The organism is Streptomyces sp. CLCI03, from assembly GCF_053615355.1.
In genome coordinates, this window is sequence record NZ_CM132132.1 from 2312126 (window position 1) to 2336580 (window position 24455).

Annotated in this window: 23 protein-coding genes and 1 pseudogene; 8 read left to right on the plus strand and 16 right to left on the minus strand. The window is 73.1% G+C overall.

Going from position 1 to position 24455, the window contains the following annotated elements:
* Positions 1-15: 15 nt before the first annotated feature.
* Together ACWG52_RS10430 and ACWG52_RS10435 are read left to right on the plus strand one after the other, a co-directional pair.
* On the plus strand, positions 16-564 hold the full coding sequence (locus ACWG52_RS10430) for a cupin domain-containing protein (protein ID WP_389817890.1): 549 nt from the start codon (positions 16-18) through the stop codon (positions 562-564).
* Positions 561-950, plus strand: a complete 390-nt coding sequence (locus ACWG52_RS10435) for a rhodanese-like domain-containing protein (protein ID WP_453128535.1) — start codon at positions 561-563, stop codon at positions 948-950. The genes ACWG52_RS10430 and ACWG52_RS10435 overlap by 4 nt, the downstream gene beginning before the upstream one ends.
* Before the next feature lie 110 nt (positions 951-1060).
* Here the strand turns inward: ACWG52_RS10435 and ACWG52_RS10440 are convergent.
* The 7 genes and pseudogenes from ACWG52_RS10440 to ACWG52_RS10470 all read right to left on the minus strand — a co-directional run bounded on the left by ACWG52_RS10440 (position 1061) and on the right by ACWG52_RS10470 (position 8200).
* Positions 1061-3612, minus strand: a pseudogene (locus ACWG52_RS10440) (FtsX-like permease family protein).
* Between the two features lie 90 nt (positions 3613-3702).
* Positions 3703-4269 carry a recombination regulator RecX gene (gene recX / locus ACWG52_RS10445; RefSeq protein ID WP_389817881.1) on the minus strand — a complete coding sequence of 189 codons (567 nt, stop codon included), beginning with the start codon at positions 4267-4269 and terminating at the stop codon, positions 3703-3705.
* 3 nt (positions 4270-4272) lie between these two features.
* Entirely contained in the window at positions 4273-5382 is a 1110-nt protein-coding gene (recA, locus tag ACWG52_RS10450) for a recombinase RecA (protein ID WP_389817878.1), read from the minus strand.
* A gap of 182 nt (positions 5383-5564) precedes the next feature.
* On the minus strand, positions 5565-6428 hold the full coding sequence (locus tag ACWG52_RS10455) for an SMI1/KNR4 family protein (protein WP_389817875.1): 864 nt from the start codon (positions 6426-6428) through the stop codon (positions 5565-5567).
* Complete coding sequence (locus ACWG52_RS10460) at positions 6425-6754, minus strand: deoxyxylulose-5-phosphate synthase (RefSeq protein ID WP_389817872.1); 330 nt, start codon at positions 6752-6754, stop codon at positions 6425-6427. Before ACWG52_RS10460 ends, ACWG52_RS10455 begins: the two co-directional genes overlap by 4 nt.
* A 196-nt stretch (positions 6755-6950) precedes the next feature.
* Complete coding sequence (locus ACWG52_RS10465; RefSeq protein ID WP_390141465.1) at positions 6951-7421, minus strand: hypothetical protein; 471 nt, start codon at positions 7419-7421, stop codon at positions 6951-6953.
* A gap of 125 nt (positions 7422-7546) precedes the next feature.
* Positions 7547-8200: a class I SAM-dependent methyltransferase gene (locus ACWG52_RS10470; RefSeq protein WP_390141469.1), complete on the minus strand. Its 654-nt coding sequence runs from the start codon at positions 8198-8200 to the stop codon at positions 7547-7549.
* 101 nt (positions 8201-8301) lie between these two features.
* On the opposite strand from ACWG52_RS10470, the gene ACWG52_RS10475 reads away from it, so the two are divergent.
* Positions 8302-9057: a Clp protease N-terminal domain-containing protein gene (locus tag ACWG52_RS10475; RefSeq protein WP_033217377.1), complete on the plus strand. Its 756-nt coding sequence runs from the start codon at positions 8302-8304 to the stop codon at positions 9055-9057.
* Here the strand turns inward: ACWG52_RS10475 and ACWG52_RS10480 are convergent.
* Both ACWG52_RS10480 and ACWG52_RS10485 read right to left on the minus strand, forming a co-directional pair.
* Positions 9011-10198: an AI-2E family transporter gene (locus ACWG52_RS10480; protein WP_389817903.1), complete on the minus strand. Its 1188-nt coding sequence runs from the start codon at positions 10196-10198 to the stop codon at positions 9011-9013. The genes ACWG52_RS10475 and ACWG52_RS10480 overlap by 47 nt on opposite strands.
* A gap of 120 nt (positions 10199-10318) precedes the next feature.
* On the minus strand, positions 10319-10513 hold the full coding sequence (locus ACWG52_RS10485) for a DUF3046 domain-containing protein (RefSeq protein WP_030729208.1): 195 nt from the start codon (positions 10511-10513) through the stop codon (positions 10319-10321).
* An 81-nt stretch (positions 10514-10594) separates the two neighbouring features.
* Between ACWG52_RS10485 and ACWG52_RS10490 the strand changes: the two genes are divergently transcribed.
* Positions 10595-11569, plus strand: coding sequence for a hypothetical protein (locus ACWG52_RS10490; protein WP_389817860.1), 975 nt, complete (start codon positions 10595-10597; stop codon positions 11567-11569).
* On the opposite strand, the gene ACWG52_RS10495 is transcribed toward ACWG52_RS10490, so the two are convergent.
* The 3 genes from ACWG52_RS10495 to ACWG52_RS10505 all read right to left on the minus strand — a co-directional run bounded on the left by ACWG52_RS10495 (position 11538) and on the right by ACWG52_RS10505 (position 13488).
* Positions 11538-11846 (minus strand): AzlD domain-containing protein, encoded by a 309-nt coding sequence (locus ACWG52_RS10495; protein ID WP_030010743.1) that lies wholly within the window; start codon positions 11844-11846, stop codon positions 11538-11540. The genes ACWG52_RS10490 and ACWG52_RS10495 overlap by 32 nt on opposite strands.
* Complete coding sequence (locus tag ACWG52_RS10500; RefSeq protein ID WP_389817855.1) at positions 11843-12541, minus strand: AzlC family ABC transporter permease; 699 nt, start codon at positions 12539-12541, stop codon at positions 11843-11845. The genes ACWG52_RS10495 and ACWG52_RS10500 overlap by 4 nt, the downstream gene beginning before the upstream one ends.
* A gap of 104 nt (positions 12542-12645) precedes the next feature.
* Complete coding sequence (locus tag ACWG52_RS10505; RefSeq protein WP_389817852.1) at positions 12646-13488, minus strand: helix-turn-helix transcriptional regulator; 843 nt, start codon at positions 13486-13488, stop codon at positions 12646-12648.
* 80 nt (positions 13489-13568) lie between these two features.
* On the opposite strand from ACWG52_RS10505, the gene ACWG52_RS10510 reads away from it, so the two are divergent.
* The 4 genes from ACWG52_RS10510 to ACWG52_RS10525 all read left to right on the plus strand — a co-directional run bounded on the left by ACWG52_RS10510 (position 13569) and on the right by ACWG52_RS10525 (position 20787).
* Positions 13569-18158, plus strand: coding sequence for an ATP-dependent helicase (locus ACWG52_RS10510; protein WP_453128540.1), 4590 nt, complete (start codon positions 13569-13571; stop codon positions 18156-18158).
* A gap of 155 nt (positions 18159-18313) precedes the next feature.
* On the plus strand, positions 18314-18982 hold the full coding sequence (locus ACWG52_RS10515; protein WP_389817846.1) for a hypothetical protein: 669 nt from the start codon (positions 18314-18316) through the stop codon (positions 18980-18982).
* A gap of 176 nt (positions 18983-19158) precedes the next feature.
* A complete protein-coding gene (locus ACWG52_RS10520) occupies positions 19159-19953 on the plus strand; it encodes an Fpg/Nei family DNA glycosylase (RefSeq protein WP_389817842.1) in 795 nt (264 codons plus the stop codon).
* Between the two features lie 63 nt (positions 19954-20016).
* Positions 20017-20787 carry an SDR family NAD(P)-dependent oxidoreductase gene (locus ACWG52_RS10525; protein ID WP_389817839.1) on the plus strand — a complete coding sequence of 257 codons (771 nt, stop codon included), beginning with the start codon at positions 20017-20019 and terminating at the stop codon, positions 20785-20787.
* A 366-nt stretch (positions 20788-21153) separates the two neighbouring features.
* Here ACWG52_RS10525 and ACWG52_RS10530 read toward each other — a convergent pair whose 3' ends face one another.
* The 4 genes from ACWG52_RS10530 to rimO all read right to left on the minus strand — a co-directional run bounded on the left by ACWG52_RS10530 (position 21154) and on the right by rimO (position 24350).
* A complete protein-coding gene (locus tag ACWG52_RS10530; RefSeq protein WP_033217365.1) occupies positions 21154-21534 on the minus strand; it encodes a helix-turn-helix domain-containing protein in 381 nt (126 codons plus the stop codon).
* A gap of 109 nt (positions 21535-21643) precedes the next feature.
* On the minus strand, positions 21644-22153 hold the full coding sequence (locus tag ACWG52_RS10535; RefSeq protein WP_389817899.1) for a CinA family protein: 510 nt from the start codon (positions 22151-22153) through the stop codon (positions 21644-21646).
* A gap of 53 nt (positions 22154-22206) precedes the next feature.
* The gene (gene pgsA, locus ACWG52_RS10540) at positions 22207-22863 is read right to left on the minus strand and encodes a CDP-diacylglycerol--glycerol-3-phosphate 3-phosphatidyltransferase (RefSeq protein WP_033217363.1); all 657 of its coding nucleotides are present in this window, start codon (positions 22861-22863) and stop codon (positions 22207-22209) included.
* Positions 22860-24350: a 30S ribosomal protein S12 methylthiotransferase RimO gene (gene rimO, locus ACWG52_RS10545; protein WP_389817834.1), complete on the minus strand. Its 1491-nt coding sequence runs from the start codon at positions 24348-24350 to the stop codon at positions 22860-22862. The genes pgsA and rimO overlap by 4 nt, the downstream gene beginning before the upstream one ends.
* Positions 24351-24455: the final 105 nt, after the last annotated feature.

Here is a 24455-nt window from a genome sequence, read left to right on the forward strand (position 1 = left end):
GAACGGTCCTTCTTCATGTCTGCACCCGCATCCGCACCCTCGTACGCCCCGGAGTCCGGCACGGCGGCAGGGGGCCCCACGGCCGCCGAACTCCTCGACTTCGCCCTCCGCACGGCGGCCGACCCCGCGATCGTGGCCTCGCTGCCACTCGATCCGCAGGGCCGCACCTGGGTCCGGCTGGACGGGCCGGGCGGCAGTGAGGCGTGGCTGATCGGCTGGCCGCCGGGCACCGGCACCGGCTGGCACGACCACGCCGAATCGCGCGGCGCGTTCGCCACCGCCCGGGGTCGGCTCACCGAACACTCGCTGGCCGTGCGGCTGCCCTCGGAGGGCTGGAAGTCCCTGGAGTTGGCCCCGGACGTCGACCGCCACCGCACGCTGGACGCGGGCTCGGGGCGGGCCTTCCGGGAGCACCACGTGCACGAGGTCCTCAACGAGTCGCCGGCCGAGCACGCGATCTCCGTGCACGCCTACTACCCGCCGCTCCCGCTGATCCGCCGCTACAGCCGCAGCGGCCCGGTGCTCGACCTGGAGCACGTCGAGCGTCCGGCGGACTGGCAGTGAGCGCCCCGATCGGCATCGACGAGCTGCTGGAGCGGGTCCGTACGGGCTACACCCGCGTGGACGCGCGGGAGGCGTACGCCGCCTCCCGCGCCGGGGCCGTCCTGGTCGACATCCGCTACCAGGCCCTGCGCGAGCGGGACGGGCTGATCCCGGGCGCGCTGGTGGTCGAGCGCAACGAGCTGGAATGGCGCCTGGACCCGCACGGCAGCCACCGCCTCCCCGAGGCCACGAGCCACGACCTCCAGGTGGTGGTGATCTGCAACGAGGGCTACGCGTCCAGCCTCGCCGCCGCCTCGCTCCACGCCGTGGGCCTCCACAACGCGACGGACCTGACGGGCGGCTTCCAGGCCTGGAGGACGGCCGGGCTCCCGGTCACCCCCGCCTGAGCTCTCCGGGGTCCGGGGTCGGCGCCCCGGCAACGGCGTGGCACGTACGACGGCCTCGGGACCGCCCCGCGTGAGCGGTGCGGTCCCGAGGCCTGATCCCCGTACGGTGGCTACCCCTTCGCCGTCGCGACAGCCACCGGCGCCACCCGCAACGCCGCCCGCCCCGGGAGGGCCGTGGCGGCCAGGGCCAGTAGCCCGGACACCCCCACCACCGCCGCGTAGGCCACCGGCAGCACCGCGGGCGCCGCCGCACCCGTCATGCCCACGCTGAACGCGGTCAGTACCGCCAGCGCGATCCCCGACCCCAGGGCCGTCCCGATCAGGGCCACCGCCAGCGCCTCCGCCCGCAGCATCCGCAGCACTTGCCGGCGCTTGGCCCCCGCCAGCCGCAGCATCGCGAACTCCCGGAACCGTTCGGCGGTCGACATCGCGAGCGTGTTCACCACCGCGATCGCGGTGAAGGCCAGCACCAGCCCCATCGCCAGCAGGTTGATCTCCGCCCCGGCGTCCTGCCGCTCCGCCCGTGCCGCGTCGGCGTCCGTCGCGGACAGCACCCGTACGCCGGGAAACGCAGCCACCGCCGCGGCCAGTTGCTCCCGCCCGGTCCCCGAACCCGGTTCCGCCGCCACGAGCACGCTGTCGGCCAACGGATTGTCCGCGTGCGCGGCGACCAGCTTCTGCGGCAGCGTCAGATCGCCGAAGCCGAGCCCTCGCGCGTACACGGCCGAGACCGTCAGGGTGACCGGGGTGCCGTCGCCCAGCGTCAGCTTCAGCGGGCTCCCCGGCCTCAGGCCCAGCTGGTCGGCGGCGAGTTCGCTCACCGCCGCGTTCCCCTCGCCGAAGCCGTCCAGGCTGCCGCCGGTGACCTCGGGGTCCCAGGTGCGGGTCAACCCGGCCGGGGTCACGCCCTGCGCGGCGTACTTCGTCAGACCCACCCGTACGGACGTGTGCACGATCTCGGTGGCCGCCGTGACCCCCGGGGTGCGTCGGATCCGCTCGGCGGCCTCCCGCGTGACGCCGGGCCCCTGCGCGGCCAGGACCCACTGGGCGCGGATCCCGTCGCGGGCCTGGGACCGGGCGGCGTCCCCGAGCGTCGGGGTGATGAAGAGCACGGTGCAGGTCATCCCGATCAGCAGCGCGAGCGGGGTGACGGCGGAGGCCATGCGCGTGGCGTTCCCGCGCAGGTTGGCGGTGGCCAGGTGGCCGCCGGGGCCGGCGAGCCGCAGCGGGCCGGCGAGCAGCGCGGTGGCGGCCCGCACCAGCAGCGGGCCGAGCAGGGAGACCGCCCCGGCCAGGACCACCACGGCCAGGAAGGTGACCGGGGTGGAGGCGGGCTCGGTGCGCAGCGAGCCGAGTACGACGACCAGGACCGCCCCGCCCGCCAGCAGCAACACCCCGAGCACGCCGCGGACCCAGCCGGGCCGCCCCCGCTCGACGGCGGCTTCGGCGAGCGCCTCGGCCGGGCGGATCCGGGCGATCGGCGGCCGGTGATCCGGGCGGCGGCCCATGCTCCGAGCAGGCCGGCGGCGACGGCCGCGAACATCGGGAAGACGCCGGCGGTGCGCTCCAGGGTGACGGGGACGACGCCGGCGGCGACGAACCGGCCGTGCAGCCAGGCGGCGAGCGGCAGCCCGGCGAGCGCTCCGGCGACGCCGGCGGCCAGGCCGACGAGCAGCGCCTCCCGGCCGATCATGCGTCGTAGCTGCCTCGGGGTGGCCGCGATGGCCCGCAGCAGGGCGAGTTCGCGGGAGCGCTGCTGGACGGAGAGCGCGAAGGTGCCGACGACCACGAGGATCGCGACGAGCAGCGAGGTGCCGCCCATCGCGCCACCCATGGAGACCAGCTTGACGCGGGCACCGGCGGCGTCGAGGAATTCGACGGGGCCGCGCTCGTCTCCCGTGGCGACCTGCGCGGTGGTGCCCCGTAGGGCCCGCTCGACCCGGGCGGCGAGCTCGGTGGCGCCGACCCCGGGTGCGGGCAGCACTCCGATGGCGCTGACCTGGCCGGCGCGGGCGGCGAGCCGCTGGGCCTCGTCGTCGCCGAAGAAGAGCGTGCTCTGCCGGACGAGGTCGCCCCGGTCGGTCTTCGCGATCCCGCTGACGCGGTACGTCCTGGGTTCGCCGGTGGACTGCACGGGGAGTTCGGAGCCGGTCCTCAGTCCGGCGCGGGCGGCCAGCGCACGGTCGACGACGACCTCGTCCCCGCTCCGCGGGGCACGGCCCTCGGTGAGGGTGAAGGGTGTCAGTGCGGCGGAGCTCCAGGCGTGCCCGTAGGAGGGCAGCGGCTTCCCGGGGGCCTTGACCAGGGGGACGGCCTGGAAGGTGAGCTCGGGGACGGCCCGCTCGACGCCGGGCACGGCGCGGACGGTGTCCACGGTGGCGGCGGGGAGCCAGGCCCGCTCGGCGACGGGCTTGGCCTTGTGCTTGGTCTTGGTCCGTCCGCCCTTCTTCTCCTTGACCGTGGTCTCGTGGACGTTCTGGTCGGCGGAGACGAGGATCGGTGCGGCCGCGTAGCGCTCGGTGCCGATCTTTCCGCGGAGTCCCGTCTCCAGGAGCGTCCCGCAGGCGGTGACGAGGGCGGTCGCGCACAGCAGTGCGACGAAGGCGCCGAGGAAACCGGCCTTGCGGTCCCTGACGGTCTGAAGGGCGTAACGCAGCATCATGCGGCCCACTCTGCCGCCGTGCCATGCCCCTGACATTGGCGTGTCCCGGCGTCCGGTCCCGGGGGCTACCCCCACCCCGGGCCCACCGGCTCACTCCCCGGGGTATCCCAGGTCGTCGGCGTCCTCGCCCTCCGTCTCCAGCGCCCGGCGCACGACCCGTAGGGCCATGCCCTCCGGGTATCCCTTGCGGGCGAGCATCCCGGCGAGACGCCGGATCCGCTTGTCCCGCTCCAGGCCCCGGGTGGAACGGAGCTTGCGTTCCACGAGCTCCCGGGCGGTCTGCTCCTCCTGGTCGGAGTCCAGCTGCTCCAGGGCCTCCTCCACGAGGGTGGCGTGCACCCCCTTGGTCCGGAGTTCCTGGGCCAGCGCCCGGCGGGCCAGGCCCCGGCCGCGGTGCCGTGACTCGACCCAGGCTCCGGCGAAGGCGGCGTCGTCGATCAGGCCCACCTCCTCGTACCGGGAGAGGACCTGCTGCGACACCTCCTCGGGGATGCCCCGCTTGTGCAGGGCGTCCGCGAGCTGGCGCCGGGTCCGCGGGCTCCCGGTGAGCAGGCGCAGACAGATCGCCCGCGCCTGCTCCTCCGGGCTCTGGGGCGGCAGCTCCGGACGGTCCTCACGACCGCGCCGGCGCTCGCCGCCCCCTTCCTGCTCCCGCACGGGTCAGCTCTTGGCCGCGGCGGCCTTGGCCGTCGTCTTGGCCTTCGACGCCGGGGCGGGCACGGCGGTGGCCGCGGCGTCGGTCGCGTCCGCACCCGCTTCGGCGGCGGCGTCCTTGCGGACACCCACGCCCAGCTTCTCCTTGATCTTCCGCTCGATCTCGTTGGCGAGGTCGGGGTTGTCCTTCAGGAAGTTGCGGGCGTTCTCCTTGCCCTGGCCGAGCTGGTCGCCCTCGTACGTGTACCAGGCGCCGGCCTTGCGCACGAAGCCGTGCTCCACGCCCATGTCGATCAGACCGCCCTCGCGGCTGATGCCCTGGCCGTAGAGGATGTCGAACTCGGCCTGCTTGAACGGCGGCGCGACCTTGTTCTTGACGACCTTGACGCGGGTGCGGTTACCGACCGCGTCCGTGCCGTCCTTGAGGGTCTCGATGCGGCGGATGTCGAGGCGAACGGAGGCGTAGAACTTCAGCGCGCGACCACCGGTGGTGGTCTCGGGCGAGCCGAACATCACGCCGATCTTCTCGCGGAGCTGGTTGATGAAGATCGCGGTGGTCTTGGACTGGTTGAGCGCACCGGTGATCTTCCGGAGCGCCTGGCTCATCAGTCGGGCCTGGAGACCCACGTGCGAGTCGCCCATCTCGCCCTCGATCTCCGCACGCGGCACGAGGGCCGCGACGGAGTCGATGACGATCAGGTCGAGCGCACCGGAGCGGACCAGCATGTCCACGATCTCCAGCGCCTGCTCGCCGGTGTCGGGCTGCGACAGGATGAGGTTGTCGGTGTCGACGCCGAGGGCCTTGGCGTACTCGGGGTCGAGCGCGTGCTCGGCGTCCACGAAGGCGACGGTGCCGCCGGCCTTCTGTGCGTTGGCCACGGCGTGCAGGGTCAGGGTCGTCTTACCGGAGGACTCCGGGCCGTACACCTCGATCACACGGCCGCGGGGCAGCCCGCCGACGCCGAGGGCGATGTCCAGCGCGGTCGACCCGGTGGGGATGACCTCGATGGGGTCGTTCGGCTTGTCGCCGAGGCGCATGACCGCACCCTTGCCGAATTGCCGTTCAATCTGTGCGAGAGCGGCGTCGAGAGCCTTCTCACGGTCGGTGCCTGCCATGGGTTCCACCCGGTTTGCTTGAGTCGATCGCTTCACGTCACTGACGCTAATGCCTGCCACTGACAATGCGCCTCCACGAGCGTTTCGGCTGTGGATAACCCATCAGAATGGATGTTCGATTTCCGTGTCAAGCGCGCCACGCCCACCCCTCCCCCACCTGCGAGGACCCCGCGGGCGCCGAGCTACTCGTCCTCGTCCGTGGCCGCGTCCCAGGTCTCCAGCGGGGTCCCCGCCGCGGTCGTGACCTCCAGCACCCGGCACTCCATGAGCTCGGCGGCGGCGAAGAGCCGGCGACGGACGCGCTCCGTGTCCTCGGGCGGGAAGGCGATCCGGATCTGGTGCGGGTGGGGGGTGTCGTAGGTGAGCAGCCAGTCGGCGTCGAGGGTCGCGAAGTGGTCCTGTCCGCTCCCGTCGCGCTGCGAGCGCCACGCGCCGCGGTCCGTGGTGGGGGCCAGCGCCGTACGCAGGCGGCTCAGTCGCTCGTCATGGGGCAAGAGCCCCTCGGACAGGACCAGGCACCGGTCGACACGGGGCCGGAAGGTGTTGAACCAGGGCGCCAGGTCCGGATCCATCGCGCCGATCAGGCGGGAGTGGACGCTGCCGCCGACCCAGCCTTCGACGAAGGCGACCGCGCCCGTGGGGTGGGTCTCGTACCAGCCCTCGCTGCTCCACACCACGACGGGCCACTCCTCGGGCTCCCCGTCGGTGAGCCAACAGAGCCGGTCGGCGTCCATGGTGGTGCCCCAGATCAGCAGCCCGCCCGGCGCCGGGTGCAGCGGGTAGGGGTAGCGCTCGCGGCCGTGCTCCGGCGATTCCGTCGGATGCGCGCTCTGCCACTCGACGCGGTTGTACCCGTTCGTGCCGAAGGGTGTGTGGAGGTGGAGGAGATCGCAGAACTCCCCCCATCCATAGGTGGCGACCAGCCACTTGTAGTCGTCGGGCAGCCGTACCCCGAGCGCGGTCTCGGCCGCGGTCCGGTCGCCGCGGTCCTCGACGGGCGCGGTCGGCGGCGTCACGAGCCGCGCGAGGGCGTCGTGCCCGGTCACGGCAGGTCACGCAGGACGAGCGCCTCCGCGAAGGGGGTGCCGGTCCGCCGCGCGTACGCCATCCGCTCGCGCACCTCGTGCAGGGTGCGCGGCCGGTAGCCCGGCCCGCCGCAGCAGCTCTTGTGGAACCGCACGCCCGCGTTCAACAGCACGGAGAGGGTCCGCCATCCCGCGGTGTCCCGGCGCGGGGGTGCGGCGAAGGCCGAGCCCACATGGACCAGGGCCCCCGCACACCGCGGGCAGATCCGCTCCCGGTCCCTGTCGTAGGGCTGCTTGAACGAGGCCCGGCAGGACAGACAGACGTAGGAGGTCTTCGCATGAGCCATGCGAGCAGCCTAGGCAGCACCCCGCGCGGGGATCGACACGATGACCGCGCGAGGTGTCCCCCGCCCAGGGTGGAGAGGCCGTCCGTCGGTCGCCGGAGAAGCCCCAGGAGTGGATCTCCTCCGGCCTGCCGTGGGCGTCCGGTACCGGCAACGGCGCGGAAGTCGGCAGCCACCACCGGCATCGGGCCCGTTCAGGTCACTTGGCCGCCGCCAGACCCGCCTTGATCATCGAGACGGTGCTCACCAGCTTGGGGAGGCCTTCCGTCTGGACCACCCTGATGCCCCGGGAGACCTGGATCTCTTCCTTCTTCGCGGCCCCGTCGGCGCATTCACCCGCGCCCCGCCGGAATCCGCCGAGGGCTTCCTTCCAGTACCGCTGGGCGGCCTCGTCCGGGATCGGGTCCATCTTCTCGGCCTTGGCGGTCTGGGCCAACAGGTCCTGGCAGGCGGGTCCTTGGACGTCGATCGTGCGCATGCTCACCTCGTTGACCCGGCCGGCGTCCTCGTTCAGCTTCTTGATCTGGGCCTCGCCTCCCGAGCTGTACCACTCCTCCAGTCGATCGGCCGGGGACCGGGAGCAGCCCCCGAGCATCGACGCGCCGGCGACGACGGTCGCCGCGACGAAGGCGACGCGGGTCGCCACGGGGACGCGCACACGGAATCTCATGGAACCTGGAACCCCCCTGGATCGGTCCGACCGATGCTGCCAGGGCCGCTCCGGGCCCGTCCCCCTCGTGATGGTTTCGTGACGGGTCGTCGGTCGTTCGTGACGGGTCGTCGGTCGGTCGTCGGTCAGGGGGAGACGGCCGTCCCGAGGGATTCGGCGCACAGGAACTTCGGCGCCCCCTCCTCGTAGAAGACGTCGAGGGCGGTGATCGTGAATCCCGCCGCCGCCAGCAGGTCCGGGGCGGAGCGCGTGAGGTGGCAACCGCCCAACAGCCGCTTGTTCAGCGGTTCGAGCCGGCGCTGCAGGCGGCGCACGCGCCGGTCGCCCGCCGGGGCGAGTCCGTGTTCGACGAAGTGCAGGGTGCCGCCGGGCTTCAGGACGCGGCGCAGCTCGCGCAGGGCGGCCACGGCGTCCGGGATGGTGCACAGCGTCCAGGTGGACAGGGCGGAGTCGAAACCGTCGTCCTCGAAGGGCAGGGACTGGCCGTCGAGGCCGGCCCTTCGGATCGGGACGCGGGCGTCCCGTACGCGCTTGGCGGCCAGTCGCCACGCGACGTCGGAGGGCTCGACCGCCGACACGCTCGTGACGCCCTGCGGATAGAAGGGGGCGTTGTGCCCCGCGCCGAAGCCGATCTCGACGACCTCGCCGGTCAGCCCGTCGCAGACCCGGCGCCGCAGCGGCCGAGCCGTCCTGGCCCCGCAGGCGACGTCGAGGATCCGCGGCACCGCCTGCTCGGCGTAGAACCCCATGGCGGCCTCCGCGTCTCGACTCTCCTCCACAGGATGGCACCGCCGCCCCGGCTCCGCGCTCATGAACACTCCCCACCTGAGTGACAACCCAGGGTTGACACTCATCGAGGTGTCAACCTACGGTTGCACCTATGACGAACCCTTCGGTGGAACCCGTTCGCATGACCAATCCGGTACGCCTCGACGACCTGATCGAGGCCATCAACAAGGTCCACACCGACCCCCTGGAGCAGCTCAGCGGCGCCGTCGTCGCGGCGGAGGCTCTCGGGGACGTCGCGGACCACCTCATCGGCCACTTCGTCGACCAGGCCCGCCGCTCCGGCGCCTCCTGGACCGACATCGGCCGCAGCATGGGCGTCACCCGCCAGGCGGCCCAGAAGCGCTTCGTCCCCAAGGCCGACAAGGAAGGCGCCGGCGGCCTCGACCCGAACGCGGGCTTCGGCCGGTTCACCCCGCGCGCCCGCAACGTCGTCATGACCTCCCAGAACGAGGCCCGCGCCGCCGGCGGCACCGAGATCCGCACCGAGCACCTGGTCCTGGGCCTCCTCGCCGAGTCCGAGGGGCTCGCCGGGTACGCCCTGCGCGCCCAGGGGATCGCCGTCGACGACGTGCGCGCCGCCGTGACCGCCCTGCTGCCCCCGGCCCAGCCGGAGGTGCCCGACCTGATCCCCTTCGACGCGTCCGCGAAGAAGGCCCTCGAACTCACCTTCCGCGAAGCCCTTCGCCTGGGCCACGACTTCGTCGGTACGGAGCACGTCCTGCTCGCACTCCTGGAGCTGGAGAACGGCGAGGGCCCGCTGAGCGGCCTCGGTCTGGACAAGGCCGCCGTCGAGGCGACCGTCAGCGAAGCCTTGGCAGTCGTACGCGTCGACGCCGACGGGAAGTAGAGGACTCCGCGTCCCGCGTCAGCTCGTAGCGCTTGACGTACGCGCCGAGGAAGGACTGCAGCGTGGCGACGGCCGGGATCGCGATGAGCGCCCCGACCGCGCCCAGCAGGGCGGTGCCCGCGATGACCGATCCGAAGGCCACCGCCGGATGGATGTCCACGGTCTTCGAGGTCAGCTTCGGCTGCAGGACGTAGTTCTCGAACTGCTGGTAGATCACCACGAAGCCCAGTACGTACAGCGCGTACCAGGGATCGACGGTGAAGGCGAGCAGCACCGGCAGCGCGCCCGCGAGGTAGGTGCCGATGGTGGGGACGAACTGCGAGACCAGCCCCACCCACACGGCGAGCGCGGGCGCGTACGGCACCCCGAGGACCGCCAGCACGATGTAGGTCGCGACACCGGAGATGAAGGCCATCAGCCCGCGCGAGTAGAGGTACCCGCCCGTCTTGGCGACGGCGATCTCCCAGGCGCGCAGCACCTCGGCCTGCTTCGCGGGCGGCAGTACGGAGCACAGCGCGCGCCGCAGTCGCGGTCCGTCGGCGGCGAAGTAGAAGGAGAACAGCCCGATCGTCAGCAGCTTGAAGAGTCCGCCGAGCACGGTGGCGGACACGTCGAGCACGCCGGACGCGCTGTTCTGCACGTACTTGCGCAGCCAGTCGGAGCGCAGCACGCTCTCCTGGATCTCCAGCCGGGACAGTTCGGTGTGGAAGGTGGAGTTGATCGCCTTGATCACCGCGTCGATATAGCCCGGGAAGCCCTCGACCATGGCGACGATCTGCCCGGCGAGCAACGAGCCGAGCAGCGCGAGGAAGCCCGCGGTCACGACGAAGACCGCGAGGAACATCACGAAGGTGGCGAGCCCGCGGCGCATGCCGGCGGCGGCCATCCTGGACACCGCCGGCTCGATCGCGAGCGCGAGGAAGAACGCGATCAGGATGTTGACCAGCAGGCCTATCAGCTGGTGGAAGGCCCAGCTGCCGAGCTGGAAGCAGGCCACGAGGGCCAGTACGAGGATCACGGCGCGCGGCAGCCAGCGCGGCATGCGCGCGTCCGCGGCGTCGGCGGCACCGGAGGGTGGTGGGGTCGGCGGCACGGGCGGAACCGGCGTCCCCGGCTCCTCCACCCGCTCCGGCGGTGTCACTCCTCGCGCCTCGGCGGACTGGTCGGTCGTCTCTTCGCTGGCTGCCACGGCGCCAAGTCTGTCCCACCCCCGCCCACCACGGCGAAACAGCGCGCCGGCCAGGGCGGCGTCAAGGCGGCGTCAGCGCAGCGAAGCCGGCACGTCCATCGCCGAACACACCGCGCGCCACACGTCCTTGGTCTCCCAGCCCGCGTCCAACGCCTGGTGGACGGTGCGCCCGCCGAGTTCCGTCATGACGTGGTCGCGCGCGAAGGAGTCGGCGTAGGCCGCGCCGAAGTGCTCCGCCATCCGTTCCCAGAAAATCGTCAACCGCATGCCCCCAGTATCCCGCCCCGGGAGAGTGCACCGCCCGCGTTCGGCCCTCCCCGTCGCACCACCGCGTCCTAGGTTGCACGCATGCCCGGAGACGAAGCTTCCTCGCAGACCCCACGATCCCCACAGACCCCGCTGGCCCGCGCCGAGGGGTTCATCTGGCTCACGGCCCGTGTGCTGGAGCAGCGGCGGTTCGCGTTCCACTTCCTCGGCGGGGACGCCGACCCGGTGGACACGGCCCTCGGCTCGTATCTCAACGCGGACGGGGGCTACGGTCACGCACTCGATCCGGATCTTCGCGGTCCGCTCAGCCAGCCGCTGCACACCGCGCACGCGCTGCGCGTGCTCGACAGCCTGGGCCGCTGCGCCGGGCAGCGCATCGAGCGGCTCTGCCGCCACCTGACCGGGGTCTCCACCGGGGACGGCGCGCTTCCGGTGGTCTTCCCGGCCCCGCGCGACTATCCCGCGGCCCCCTACCACCCGATGCACGACGACCCGCCGGGCGAGCTGCTGACCACGGGCCCGGTGGTCGGCGTACTGCACCGCAACCGGGTCTGGCACGCCTGGCTCTTCCGGGCCACGGACTTCTGCTGGGACCGGGTCGAGAACCTGCGCCACACGCATCCGTACGAGGTCCAGAGCGCGGTGGCCTTCCTCGACGGCATCCCCGACCGGGCGCGCGCGGCGGCGGCCGCGGACCGGCTGGGCCGGCTGGTGCGCGAGCAGCGGCTCGTGGTGCTCGATCCGGTACGGCGGGCGGAGTACCCGGAGGCCCCCGGCTACGCGCCGGGCGAGCGGCTGTATCCGCACGACTACGCGAAACGGCCGGAGTCGCTGGCCCGCGGCTGGTTCACCGACGCGGAGCTGCGCCGCTCGTTGGACTTCCTGGCCTCCGAGCAGCAACCCGACGGCGGCTGGCCGGTACGCCGGCGGGCCTGGGCGCCGGGGAGTTCGCTGGAGCGGCGGCCGATCGCCACCCTGGAGGCCCTGCTCACCCTGCGCGCCTACGGGCGTCTGCCCGCGACGGTCAGCCACCCAGGGCCCGTACCCCCGCGGTGACGACGACGGCGGCCGCGACCACGACCAGGAACGGGGCGCGCAGCAGCAGCGCCAGCCCGGCGGCGGCGAGCCCGGCGGCGCGGGCGTCGACGACGAGGGCGGACCCGGTGCTGAAGGTCTGCTGGGCGGTGAGCGCGGCGAGCAGGGCGACCGGCAGCAGGGCGGCCAGACGGCGTACGAGCGGCCGTTCCAGGGCCCCGGCGGGGACGAGCAGCCCGGCGAGCTTGACGGCGTAGCAGCCGACGACGGTGAGGCCGATGGCGATCCAGACGTTCACGGACGGCGACCCTTCATCCACAGCACGACGGGGGCGGCGAAGGCCGCGATCAGCACGGGCACGCCGGCGGGCAGTACGGGCAGGAAGCCGAGCCCGAGGACGAGCGCGAGGGCGGCGACCGCCCGCTCGGTGGAGGTCTTCAGCATCGGCGCCAGCAGTGCCAGGAACACGGCGGGGCCGGCGGCGTCCAGGCCCCAGGCCCGGGTGTCCCCGATGGCCTCGGCGCCGAGCGCGCCCAGCAGGGTGGTGAGGTTCCACAGCGCGTAGAGGGTGAGCCCGGTGACGGTGAAGCCGAGGCGCGCCGACTTCCGGTCGGGCTGGGCCAGCGCGACGGCGGTGGTCTCGTCGATCACCCAGTGAGCGGCCAGCGGTCGCACGGGCCGGGGCAGCTTGAGCAGCTGGGACAGCCGCAGCCCGTAGAAGGCGTTGCGGGTCCCGAGGAAGAAGGCCCCGGCGGCGGCGGTGAAGGGGTTCCCACCCGCCGCGAGCGCTCCGACCAGGGCGAACTGCGAGGCGCCGGTGAAGACGAGCAGGCTGAGCACACAGGCCTGCAGGGTGCTGATGCCGGCGCCGGCGGCGGTCACCCCGAACGCGAACCCGGACAGCCCGACGGCCACCCCGACCCCGAGCGCGTCGCGGACGACGGCGGCCCGCGGCCGCCCCTCGGAGACCCCCTCGGGGGTCCCCTGTATCACTGCTTGATGTTCTCCCACGCCCCGAAACTACGCAGGGCGGGGCCGGCCGGTCTTGTACGTTCTTGCGCGCCCGGCGCGAGACGGCCCCACCGGCGCGAGCCGGCCTATCCGGTCCGCTCCCGCCGGTACGCGCCGGGCGGCACCCCCACGATGCGGGTGAAGTGTCGGTTCAGGTGCGGCTGGTCGGTGAAGCCCACGGTGACGGCCGCCTCCGCGGGAGCCGTGCCCGCGTCGAGGAGCCGGCGGGCCTGCCGGACGCGGGCGTCGGTCAGCCAGGTGTGCGGCGGCATCCCGTACCGCTCGCGGAAGGCCCGCAGCAGGGCGAAGGGGCTCGTACCGAGTTCCGCGGCGAGTTGCTCCAGTGACGGCGGGTCGGCCATCCGCTCCTGCAGCAGGGCGCGTGCCGCGGCCGCGTCGGCGCCGCCCGCGCCCCGGACCGTACGGGCGGGCAGCGGTCCGGCGTGCCGGGTCAGCATCCGCGCCACCACACCGCGCAGCAGGGTGTCGGCGGCCAGCGCGTTCCCGGCCTCGGCGGCCCGGTGGATCTCGGTGATGGCCTGCGAGCCCCGCGGGTCGGAGATCATGTCGGCGGTGAAGCCGGGAGTGCCGCGCAGCGTGCCGATCTCCTCGGCGACCTCGGTGATCAGCTCGCGCGAGGGGTAGAGAGTGGCGTACGCCCAACCCTCGGGCACCCCGGCGCGCGCGGTGTGCGGTACCTCGGGGTTGATCAGGACCACGCTGCCCGGCCCGGCGTGCACCACGTGGCCGGGGAGCCCGATCTCCTCGATGCCTCCGGTGACGGCCGCGATGACGTACCCGTCGTGCGCGTGCCGCGGGAAGGTGTGGCGTACGTAGTGGGCGCGCAGCAGGTCCAGCCCGGGCAGTTCCGCGTACTGCCAGTGCCGTGCCCACTCCCGGCGGCCCCCGGCGCCCTCGTCCGTCCCCATCCCCCCATTCTGCGCCCCGCCCGCGTCGCGCGTTTCCCCAGGTCCGGCCCGTTGTCAGTGGCCGGGTGCACGATGGGGGCATGGCAGGCGCTGCGCTCGACTCGTTCTCCCCCGCGACCCGCTCGTGGTTCACGGGGGCCTTCGTCACGCCCACCGACGCGCAGGAGGGCGCCTGGCGGGCGATCGGGGAGGGCTCGGACGTGCTGGTGGTGGCCCCCACCGGCTCCGGCAAGACCCTGGCCGCGTTCCTCGCCGCCCTCGACCGGCTCGCATCGACCCCGCCGCCCGCGGAGTCGAAGAAGCGGTGCCGGGTGCTGTACGTCTCGCCCCTGAAGGCGCTGGCCGTCGACGTGGAGCGCAATCTGCGCAGCCCGCTGACGGGGATCCGCCAGGAGTCGGTGCGTCTGGGCCTGCCCGAGCCGGACATCCGGGTGGGGATCCGCTCCGGTGACACCCCGCCCGCCGAGCGGCGGGCGCTGGCCACCCGCCCGCCGGACATCCTGATCACGACGCCCGAGTCGCTGTTCCTGATGCTGACCTCGGCGGCCCGGGAGGCCCTCACGGGGATCGAGACGGTGATCCTGGACGAGGTGCACGCGGTCGCCGGGACCAAGCGCGGCGCCCATCTCGCCCTCTCCCTGGAGCGGCTGGACGAACTGCTGCCGCGCCCGGCGCGCCGGATCGGTCTGTCGGCGACGGTCCGGCCGGTGGACGAGGTGGCCCGCTATCTGGCGCCGCGCGGCAAGGTGGAGATCGTCCAGCCGCCTTCGACCAAGGAGTTCGACCTGTCGGTGGTCGTCCCGGTGCAGGACATGGGTGAGTTGGGCGGCTCCCCCGCGACGGAGGGCAAGGAGGGCGGGGACAAGCCGTCGATCTGGCCGCATGTGGAGGAGCGGATCGCCGACCTGGTGCAGGCGCACCGCTCGACGATCGTGTTCGCCAACTCCCGCCGGCTCGCCGAGCGGTTGTGCAACCGGCTCAACGAGATCGCGTACGAGCGCGCCATGGGCGAGAAGATGCCGGAGGGAGCGCCCCCGGCCGAGATCATGGCCCAGTCGGGGGCCGCCCTGGGCGCTCCGCCGCTGCTGGCCCGCGCCCACCACGGCTCGGTCTCCAAGGAGCAGCGGGCGCTGGTGGAGGAGGACCTGAAGGCCGGCCGGCTGCCGGCCGTGGTCGCCACGTCCAGTCTGGAGTTGGGCATCGACATGGGCGCGGTGGACCTGGTGGTGCAGGTCGAGTCCCCGCCCTCGGTGGCCTCCGGGCTGCAGCGGGTGGGCCGGGCCGGGCACCAGGTGGGCGCGGTCTCCACCGGGGTGGTCTTCCCCAAGTACCGCGGCGACCTCGTGCAGGCGGCGGTGGTCACCGAGCGGATGCGCACGGGGGCGATCGAGTCGCTGCGGGTGCCCTCCAACCCCCTCGACGTCCTGGCGCAGCAGCTGGTCGCGATGGTCGCGATGGACACCTGGCAGTTGGACGACCTGCTCGCCCTGGTGCGGCGGGCGGCGCCGTTCGCGGCGCTGCCGGAGTCGGCGTTCACCGCGGTGCTGGACATGTTGGCCGGGCGCTATCCGTCGGACGCCTTCGCCGAGCTCAGGCCGAGGGTGGTCTGGGACCGGGTGGCGGGCACGATCACGGGCCGGCCGGGGGCGCAGCGCCTCGCGGTGACCTCGGGCGGCACGATCCCCGACCGCGGCCTCTTCGGTGTCTTCCTCGCGGGTTCCGACCCGAAGAAGGGCGGCGGCCGGGTCGGGGAGCTCGACGAGGAGATGGTCTACGAGTCCCGTGTCGGGGACGTCTTCACCCTGGGCACCACCTCGTGGCGGATCGAGGACATCACCCGCGACCGGGTCCTGGTCACCCCCGCCCCCGGAGTGCCGGGCCGGCTGCCGTTCTGGAAGGGCGACCAGCTGGGTCGGCCGCTCGAACTGGGGCGCGCGGTCGGTGCGTTCCTCCGCGAGCTCGGTGGCCTCGGTGAGGAGGACGCCCGGTTGCGGCTGGTGGCGGCCGGCCTGGACGCCTGGGCCGCCGAGAACGTGTTGGCGTACCTCGCCGAGCAGCGCGAGGCGTGCGGCCACGTCCCCGACGACCGGACCATCGTGGTCGAGCGGTTCCGTGACGAGCTGGGCGACTGGCGCGTCGTGGTCCACTCCCCCTTCGGTGCGCAGGTGCACGCACCGTGGGCGCTGGCGCTGGGCGCCCGCCTCGCCGAGAAGTACGGCATGGACGCGCAGGTGATGCATGCCGACGACGGGATCGTGCTGCGCCTGCCCGACCTGGACCTGCTGTCCATGGACCTGCTGGACCACGACCCGGCCGCTCCGCAGGGCTTCGAGTTCGACGACGAGAAGGCCCCGCTGGGCGCGGCCGATGTCGCCTTCGACCACGGGGACATCAACCAGATCGTCACGGACCAGGTGGGCGGCTCCGCGCTGTTCGCCTCCCGCTTCCGTGAGTGCGCGGCGCGCGCCCTGCTGCTGCCGCGCCGCAGCCCCGGCCGGCGCACGCCGCTGTGGCAGCAGCGCCAGCGCGCCTCCCAGCTGCTGCAGGTGGCCTCGGAGTTCGGATCCTTCCCGATCGTGCTGGAGGCCGTGCGGGAGTGTCTCCAGGACGTCTTCGACGTGCCCGGTCTGACCGAGCTGATGGGGGACATCGAGGCGCGCCGCGTGCGCATGGTCGAGGTCACCACCCCGGAGCCCTCGCCGTTCGCCCGTTCCCTCCTCTTCGGGTATGTGGCCCAGTTCCTCTACGAGGGCGACTCGCCCCTGGCGGAGCGCAGGGCGGCGGCGTTGTCTCTGGATTCCCGGCTGTTGGCCGAGCTGCTCGGTCAGGCGGAGCTGCGCGAGCTGCTGGACGCGCAGGTGCTGGAGGAGCTGGAGCGGGAGCTCCAGTGGCTCACCGAGGACCGGCGGGCCAAGGATCCCGAGTCGGTGGCCGACCTGCTGCGTCTGCTGGGCCCGCTGACACCGGGCCAGTTGACCGAGCGCGGGGCGGATCCGGCCTGGGCGCGGGAGCTCGTCGAGGCCCGCCGCGCCATCCCGGTCCGGATCGGCGGCGCGGACCACTGGGCGGCGATCGAGGACGCGGGCCGGTTGCGGGACGCACTGGGCACGGCTCTGCCCGTCGGCGTCCCGGAGGCGTTCACCGAGCCGGTCAAGGACCCCCTAGGGGATCTGCTCGCCCGGTACGCCCGCACCCACGGACCCTTCACCACGGCCGCCGTCGCCACCCGCTTCGGCCTGGGTGCGGCGGTGACCGAGGGCGCCCTGCACCGGCTGGCCGCGGCCGGCCGGGTGGTGCAGGGCGAGTTCCACCCGGCGGGCATCGGCCAGGAGTGGTGCGACGCGACGGTGCTGCGCAGGCTCCGCCGCCGCTCGCTCGCCGCGCTCCGCCAGGAGCTGGAACCGGTGCCGCCGACCTCGCTGGCCACCTTCCTCCCCCAGTGGCAGCACCTGGGCGGAGCCCTGCGCGGTCTCGACGGGCTGGCCCGGGCGGTCGAGCAGCTCCAGGGCGCGCCGGTCCCGGCCTCCGCGTTGGAGCGTCTGATCCTCCCGTCCCGGGTGGCCGGGTACTCCCCGGGCCTGCTGGACGAGCTGACCACCGCGGGCGAGGTGGTCTGGGCGGGCGCCGGCGCCCTCCCGGGCAAGGACGGCTGGGTCTCGCTCTATCTGGCGGAGGCGGCCCCGATGCTGCTGCCCCCACCGCACCCGTTGGAGCAGAGCCCCCTGCACCAGGCGGTCCTGGCGTCGCTGGCGGGCGGGTACGGCCTGTTCTTCCGGCAGATCGCGCAGTCGATCCGGGGCGAGTTCCCCGAGGTGTCGGACGTCGCGCTCTCCGAGGCGGTGTGGGACCTGGCCTGGTCGGGCCGGCTCACCAACGACACCCTGGCGCCGCTGCGCTCACTGCTCGGTTCGGGCCGCACGGCGGGCTCGACGGCCCATCGGGCCCGGCGCACCGTGCCCCGCGGTCGGTACGGCACGCTCAGCGCGACCGTGTCCCGTACCGGGCCGCCCACGGTCTCCGGCCGCTGGTCCCTGCTGCCGGCCGCGGCACCCGATCCGACGCACCGGGCCCATGCCCTGGCCCGCACGCTGCTGGACCGGCACGGGGTCGTGACCCGCGGGGCGGTCGCCGCAGAAGGGGTGGAGGGCGGATTCAGCGCGGTCTACCGCGTCCTGTCGGCCTTCGAGGACAGCGGCCAGGCCCGTCGGGGCTATGTGGTGGAGGGGCTGGGCGCGGCCCAGTTCGCGATGGACGGCGCGGTGGACCGGCTCCGGGCCGCCGAGCGGACCCCGCCCCCGCTGGCGGCGGTGGTGCTGGCCGCGGCCGACCCGGCGAACGCGTACGGCGCGGCCCTGCCCTGGCCCGAGCCCCCGGCCGGGGCCACCCACAAGCCCGGCCGCAAGGCGGGCTCCCTGGTGGTCCTGGTGGACGGGGAGCTCACCCTGTACCTGGAGCGCGGTGGCAAGACCCTGCTGGCCTGGCCGGCCCCGGAGGATCCGCGACTGGCGGCGGCCACGACCGCCTTGGCGGCCGCCTCCCGCGCGGGCACGCTCCCGGCCCTCACGGTGGAGCGGATCAACGCGGCGGCGGCCCTGACCTCGCCGCTGGGCCCGGCCCTGGAGGCGGCCGGCTTCCACGCCACCCCGCGAGGTTTGCGTATGCGTTCCTGACGGCCGCAAGCGGCACGGAGCGTTCCACTCACGTCCTGAACATGTCACAGAATCACTGTCGGGCCCCTCTCGGCTGGCCAATCCGCTTATTGATCCTTTATCAAGATGATCACAGGCGTTGCACTGGCAATGCACAGTCATGGGGGAGAACAACAGTGAGCACCATCAGCATGCGCAAGACCGCCTTCGCCGCCGTCGGCCTGGCCGTCGTCGCCGGCCTGGCCCTGACCGGCTGCGAGAACGGCGACGACGGGGCGACGGCGCAGCCGGCCGCGTCGGCCCCGGGCAGCGCCCCGGCCGCCTCCGCCGCCCCGACCGGCCCGTCCACCGACGCCGGCGCGGCCGCCGGCGCCCCGGGCACGGCGAAGCCCGGGCAGGTCTTCAAGATCGGCGAGGCCGCGGAGGTCCCGTACGACTACGGAGACTTCAAGGGCAGCCGGATCGCCCTCACCGTCACCGCGATCGAGCAGGGCACGCCCGCCGATCTGGAGGGGCTGGGCCTCGGGGACAAGGCGAACGGCAAGGTCCCGTACTACATCCGCTACACGGTCAAGAACATCGGCACCACGGACATGACGTACGCCTCGGTCGGCCACGTCAGTGGTCTGCTCGGCGACGGCACCCCGGCCCAGAGCCTGGCAGTCATCGGCAGGTTCGAGAAGTGCAAGGGCGAGTCCATGCCGAAGGGCTTCACCAACGGTCAGACCCAGACGACGTGCGCGATAGCCCTCGCTCCGTCGGACCGGACGAAGGTGGCCGGCGCCGCGTACGGGGGCAACCCGTACAACGCGGCGAACAGGAGCGAGGCCATCACCTGGAAGTAGCCCCGTGCACGGGCCCTGCGGGAGCTGCCCGCCGCAGGGCCCGCATCCGCCGCCCGGCTCCTCGGCAGCCCAGCGACGTCACCGCCGCCGGCACGGGCCGCCACGGGCCCGTCGGCGCCGCGTGCGCGCCGTACCGGGTCCCTCCCCCGCCCCGCGGGGACCGGCACAATGAAGCCATGCCCGAAGGCGACAGCATCCGGCGCGCGGCGACCCGGCTCCACACCGTCCTCGCCGGCCGCGTGCTCACCCGCAGCGACCTGCGGGTCCCCCGCTTCGCCACCGCCGACCTCACCGGCCGCGTCACCCTCGACGTCACCCCTCGCGGCAAACACCTCCTCACCCGCTTCGAGGGCGGCCTCACCCTGCACAGCCACCTCCGGATGGACGGCGCCTGGCACGTCTTCGCCTCCGGCGAGAAGTGGCGCGGCGGCCCCGCCCACGAGATCCGGGCCGTCCTCGGCACGGCCGACCACACCGCCGTCGGCTACCGCCTCCCCGTCCTGGAGTTGATCCGCACCGCCGAGGAGGACCGCGTCGTGGGTCACCTGGGCCCCGACCTCCTCGGCCCGGACTGGGATCCCGACCTCGCCGCCGCGAACCTCATCGCCGTCCCCGAGCGGGCCCTCGGCGAGGCCCTGCTCGATCAGCGCAACCTCGCCGGGATCGGCAACATCTACAAGGCCGAGCTCTGCTTCCTGGCCCAGGTCACCCCGTGGACCCCGGTCGGCGCGCTCCCCGAGTCGGCCCTCCCCCGGCTGGCCGCCGCCGCCCACCGGCTGCTGTCCGCGAACATCGGCGACCGGCCCGGGCACCGCAACACCACCGGCAGCCGTCGCCCCGGCCAGGACCTCTTCGTGTACGGCCGCGCGCACCGGCCCTGCCTGCGCTGCGGCACCCCCGTCCGCGAGGCCCCCCAGGACGGCCGCCCCACCTACTGGTGCCCCCGCTGTCAGCAGGGCCCGACCCCGTAGCGCACGGGAAGCGGCAGCGCACATCGATTGACGGTCCGTCAGATACGGTCGTACGGTCCCGGCATGCCCACACCCACAGACCCGTACGGCCTCGTCGGCCGCACCGCCCTGATCACCGGCGCCGCGAGCGGCATCGGCCGCGCCACCGCCGTCCTGCTCGCCGAGGCGGGCGCGCACGTGCACTGCGCGGACCTCGACGAGCAGGGCCTCGCCGAGACGGCCGCCCTCGTCACCAAGGCCGGCGGCGCCGCCACCGTCCACCCTCTCGACGTCACCGACCGGGCCGCGGTCCGGGCGGCCGTCACCGCGGCGGGCCCGCTCGACGTCGCGGCCGCCATCGCCGGGGTCATGCACACGAGCAGCGTCCTGGAGACGACCGACGAGGATCTCGACCGGATCCTGGACATCAATTTCAAGGGGGTCCTGCGCACCTGCCAGGAGGCCGCCCGCTCCATGATCGCGGCGGGGCGCCCGGGCTCCATCGTCACCATGGCCTCCGGGGCCGTGGACGCCGCCCAGCCGGGCCTGCTCTGCTACAGCGCCGCCAAGGCCGCCGTCGTCCAGCTGACCAGGACCCTCGCCACCGAGGCCGGCCCGCACGGCATACGGGTCAACGTGGTCGCCCCGGGCTGGATCCGCACCCCCATGACCGGCCGCCACAGCCCCGAGGTCCAGGAACAGACCGAGGCGGCGATGGTCCGCATGTCCCCGCTGCGCCGGGTCGGCGAGCCCGAGGACATCGCCCGGGCGGTGCTCTACCTGGCCTCGGACGCCTCGTCCTTCATGACGGGTCAGATCCTTCGCCCGAACGGTGGGGTGTCCATGCCCTGGTAGCCCCCTCGACCGCCCGTGGCGCCGAGCGCCGCGCCTTGCGCACCGGGCCCGGCACACAGTGCACCGGCAGCAGTCCCAGGCCCCAGCCGCCCACCGCCACGGCGCCCTCCACGGCCCCGGACTCGGCTGGCGCCAGCAGCAGCCTCAACACGGCCCACCACCACAGCGCCCCCACCGTCAACGCGAGGACCGACACCGCGGGTATGCGCAGCAACCGCCGCACGACTGCCTCCCAGGGGCCGGAACCCGGACGGCCCCATCCTCCCGCACCCTCCGCGCCCCCGCACCCAGAACGGCCGGGAGCCCCGGCCGGTGCACCAGGCACCGGCCGGGGCTCCGGCCACGCTCAAACACGCACGTGCTCACTCACGCGGCTACGACATTCACCGCTTCCGCAGGCGCCTTGATGGTCACCCGCTCCGGTCCACCCGTGACCGAAGCCATGGAGACCGAATTGAGCATCGGGCGGACCGGCACAGTGACCGGTTCGCTTGCCGCGGCCGACTGTGCCAGCTCGGCCAGCGACAGTTCGTCACTGACTTCGCGCATCAGCTCGGACATCCGTACGTCCAACGCGTCGCAGATCGCGGAGAGCAGCTCGGAGGATGCCTCCTTCTGCCCCCGCTCCACCTCGGAGAGATAGCCGAGAGAAACTCGGGCCGACGAGGAGACTTCGCGCAGAGTACGGCCCTGGCGCTGGCGCTGCCGACGCAGCACGTCACCCAGCAGGCGACGGAGCAGAATCATCGGTGGCTCCCTCCTCTGACCGTGTAGCCGCATCCTTCACGCCCCACCGTACCGCCTCGCGCCGCGGCCGTGCGGGGAGCGATGTCGTGTTCACTCAGGGCTGCAAACATCAAATCCCCCCGTTCTGTTCCGTATCCTGCCCCCGCGCATTCTCGCGGAGTTGGTCCGAGAGAAGCCTGAGCACTGTGCGTGCACTCTCCCTACGGATTTCCGCCCGGGAGCCTTTCAACCTCAGACGGACCGTTTTCCTGCTCGTCGGACCGTCCACCGCGACGAAAACGGTGCCCACCGGCTGCCCGTCCTGCGGCTCCGGACCGGCCACTCCGGTCGTCGAGATCCCCCACGAAGCGCCCATCACGCGCCGTACGCCGGCCGCCATCTCCGCCGCGACCTGCGCGTTCACCGCGCCTTCGGCCTGGAGCAGTCCCGCGTCCACCCCGAGGAGCAGGTGTTTGATCTCCGTCGCGTACGCCGTGACCGAGCCGCGGAAGGATCGGGAGGCTCCGGGGACGGCCGTGAGCTCGGCGGCGACCATGCCGCCGGTCAGCGATTCCGCCACCGCGAGGGTCTGGTCACTCTCCGCAAGCAGGCGCAGCGCATCCGCGGCCACGGCGGTCACATCCACCGCTCCCGGCGCGGCTTGTGCCGCCGGAAAATCCCCCGCCGCGTGGGTCACTTAGCGGCCCGCTCCGCGGCGAGACCCTGGCGGCGCAGCACGACCGCCTGACGGATGTAGTCCAAACCGGTGACGACGGTCAGCACGACGGCGATCGCCATCACCCAGAAGCGCATGGTCGCCAGCGCCCCGGTCAGTGCGAGGACGTACATGCCCACGGCCGTGCCCTGGGCGAGGGTCTTCATCTTTCCGCCCCGGCTGGCCGGAATCACTCCGTAGCGGATGACCCAGAACCGGAGCAGCGTGATCGCGAGCTCCCGTCCGAGGATCACCCCGGTCACCCACCAGGGGAGGTCACCGAGCCAGGAGAGACAGATCAGCGCCGACCCCATGATCGCCTTGTCGGCGATGGGGTCGGCGATCTTGCCGAAGTCCGTGACCAGGTTGTACGTCCGGGCCAGGTGCCCGTCGAAGATGTCCGTGATCATGGCGACGGCGAACGCGGCCCAGGCCCAGGCGCGCCAGGCCGGGTCGTAGCCGCCGTCGGCGAGCAGCAGCAGGACGAAGCCCGGCACGAGCACGAGCCGGATCATCGTCAGGATGTTGGCGATGTTCCACAGGCTGGCCTGATTGACCGCCGCGGCCCCCAGCTTCGCGCCGGGTACGGGCCGGCGGCCGGCCTCGCCCGCCGCAGATGCCGGGACTCCGGTCATCCGGCCGCCTCCTCAAGATCCATGCCGAGCGGCTCGGCCACCAGGTCCACACCCAGGGTGCCGACCACCTTTGCCGTGACGATACGCCCCGGGACCAGACCCGTGCTGTCCGTGAAGACCACTTGGCCGTCCGTTTCGGGCGCCTGGTGCGCGGCGCGCCCGTAGGCGCCCTCGCCGTCCTCGTCGACGGCCTCCACGGTCTCGACGAGCACTTCGAGGGTCTCCCCGATGCGCTCCTCGGCGCGCTGCGAGGTGAGCTCCTCGGCGAGCCGCTGCATGTGCGCGAGCCGCGCGGCGATGGTGTCCTCGTCCAGCTTGTTCTCGTAGGTGACGGCCTCGGTGCCGTCCTCGTCGGAGTAGCCGAAGACACCGATGGCGTCGAGGCGCGCGTGGGTGAGGAAACGCTCCAGCTCGGCGAAGTCCGACTCCTTCTCGCCGGGGAAGCCGACGATGAAGTTGGAGCGGACGCCGGCCGTGGGGGCCTTGGAGCGGATGGTGTCCAGCAGCTCCAGGAAGCGGTCGGTGTCACCGAAGCGGCGCATGGAGCGCAGCACGTCGGGGGCCGAGTGCTGGAAGGACAGGTCGAAGTACGGCACGACCTTGGGGGTCGAGGTGAGCACGTCGATCAGGCCGGGCCGCATCTCGGCGGGCTGCAGGTAGCTGACGCGGACGCGCTCGATGCCGTCCACCTCGGCCAGCTCGGGCAGCAGGGTCTCCAGCAGCCGGATGTCGCCGAGGTCCTTGCCGTACGAGGTGTTGTTCTCGGAGACCAGCATGATCTCCTTGACGCCCTGCTCGGCCAGCCAGCGGGTCTCGCCCAGCACGTCGCTGGGGCGGCGGGAGATGAAGGAGCCGCGGAAGGACGGGATGGCGCAGAAGGAACAGCGACGGTCGCAGCCGGAGGCCAGCTTGACCGAGGCGACGGGGCTCTTGTCCAGGCGGCGACGCAGGGGCGCGCGCGGACCCGAGGCGGGCGCGAGCCCGTCCGGCAGGTCGGCGGGGGCCTCGGCGACCGGCTCCTGGGCGTGGCCCGGGAGGGAGACCTCGGCGGCCTGGCGCTCGGCCGGGCTGATCGGCAGCAGCTTGCGCCGGTCGCGCGGGGTGTGGGAGGCGTGGATGCCCCCGTTGAGGATGGTCTGGAGGCGGTCGGAGATGTCGGCGTAGTCGTCGAAACCGAGGACTCCGTCGGCCTCGGGAAGCGCTTCGGCGAGTTCCTTGCCGTAGCGCTCGGCCATACAGCCGACGGCGACGACGGCCTGGGTCTTGCCGTGATCCTTGAGATCGTTGGCTTCCAGCAGGGCGTCTACGGAGTCCTTCTTGGCGGCTTCGACGAAGCCGCAGGTGTTGACGACGGCTACGTCCGCATCGGCGGCGTCCTCGACGAGCTCCCAGCCATCCGCCGCCAAGCGGCCTGCGAGCTCCTCCGAGTCCACCTCGTTACGGGCGCAGCCAAGAGTGACAAGGGCGACGGTACGGCGTTCGGGCATGGACTCAAGACTACTTCGTCCCGGCGTCGGCCCCTGCCGCAAGTCCCCCTACAGCAAGATCCCCGGGGTGCGGCGCAGCACCCCGGGGATCCGGATCAAGCCTTC

Excerpts from the sequence above, each read along its gene's own strand:
- ACWG52_RS10430 (WP_389817890.1), top strand. The coding sequence starts at position 16 with ATGTCTGCACCCGCATCCGCACCCTCGTACGCCCCGGAGTCCGGCACG.
- recA (WP_389817878.1), bottom strand. The coding sequence starts at position 5,382 with ATGGCAGGCACCGACCGTGAGAAGGCTCTCGACGCCGCTCTCGCACAG.
- ACWG52_RS10460 (WP_389817872.1), bottom strand. The coding sequence starts at position 6,754 with ATGGCTCATGCGAAGACCTCCTACGTCTGTCTGTCCTGCCGGGCCTCG.
- ACWG52_RS10465 (WP_390141465.1), bottom strand. The coding sequence starts at position 7,421 with ATGAGATTCCGTGTGCGCGTCCCCGTGGCGACCCGCGTCGCCTTCGTC.
- ACWG52_RS10475 (WP_033217377.1), top strand. The coding sequence starts at position 8,302 with ATGACGAACCCTTCGGTGGAACCCGTTCGCATGACCAATCCGGTACGC.
- ACWG52_RS10485 (WP_030729208.1), bottom strand. The coding sequence starts at position 10,513 with ATGCGGTTGACGATTTTCTGGGAACGGATGGCGGAGCACTTCGGCGCG.
- ACWG52_RS10490 (WP_389817860.1), top strand. The coding sequence starts at position 10,595 with ATGCCCGGAGACGAAGCTTCCTCGCAGACCCCACGATCCCCACAGACC.
- ACWG52_RS10505 (WP_389817852.1), bottom strand. The coding sequence starts at position 13,488 with ATGGGGACGGACGAGGGCGCCGGGGGCCGCCGGGAGTGGGCACGGCAC.
- ACWG52_RS10510 (WP_453128540.1), top strand. The coding sequence starts at position 13,569 with ATGGCAGGCGCTGCGCTCGACTCGTTCTCCCCCGCGACCCGCTCGTGG.
- ACWG52_RS10520 (WP_389817842.1), top strand. The coding sequence starts at position 19,159 with ATGCCCGAAGGCGACAGCATCCGGCGCGCGGCGACCCGGCTCCACACC.
- ACWG52_RS10525 (WP_389817839.1), top strand. The coding sequence starts at position 20,017 with ATGCCCACACCCACAGACCCGTACGGCCTCGTCGGCCGCACCGCCCTG.
- ACWG52_RS10530 (WP_033217365.1), bottom strand. The coding sequence starts at position 21,534 with ATGATTCTGCTCCGTCGCCTGCTGGGTGACGTGCTGCGTCGGCAGCGC.
- pgsA (WP_033217363.1), bottom strand. The coding sequence starts at position 22,863 with ATGACCGGAGTCCCGGCATCTGCGGCGGGCGAGGCCGGCCGCCGGCCC.
- rimO (WP_389817834.1), bottom strand. The coding sequence starts at position 24,350 with ATGCCCGAACGCCGTACCGTCGCCCTTGTCACTCTTGGCTGCGCCCGT.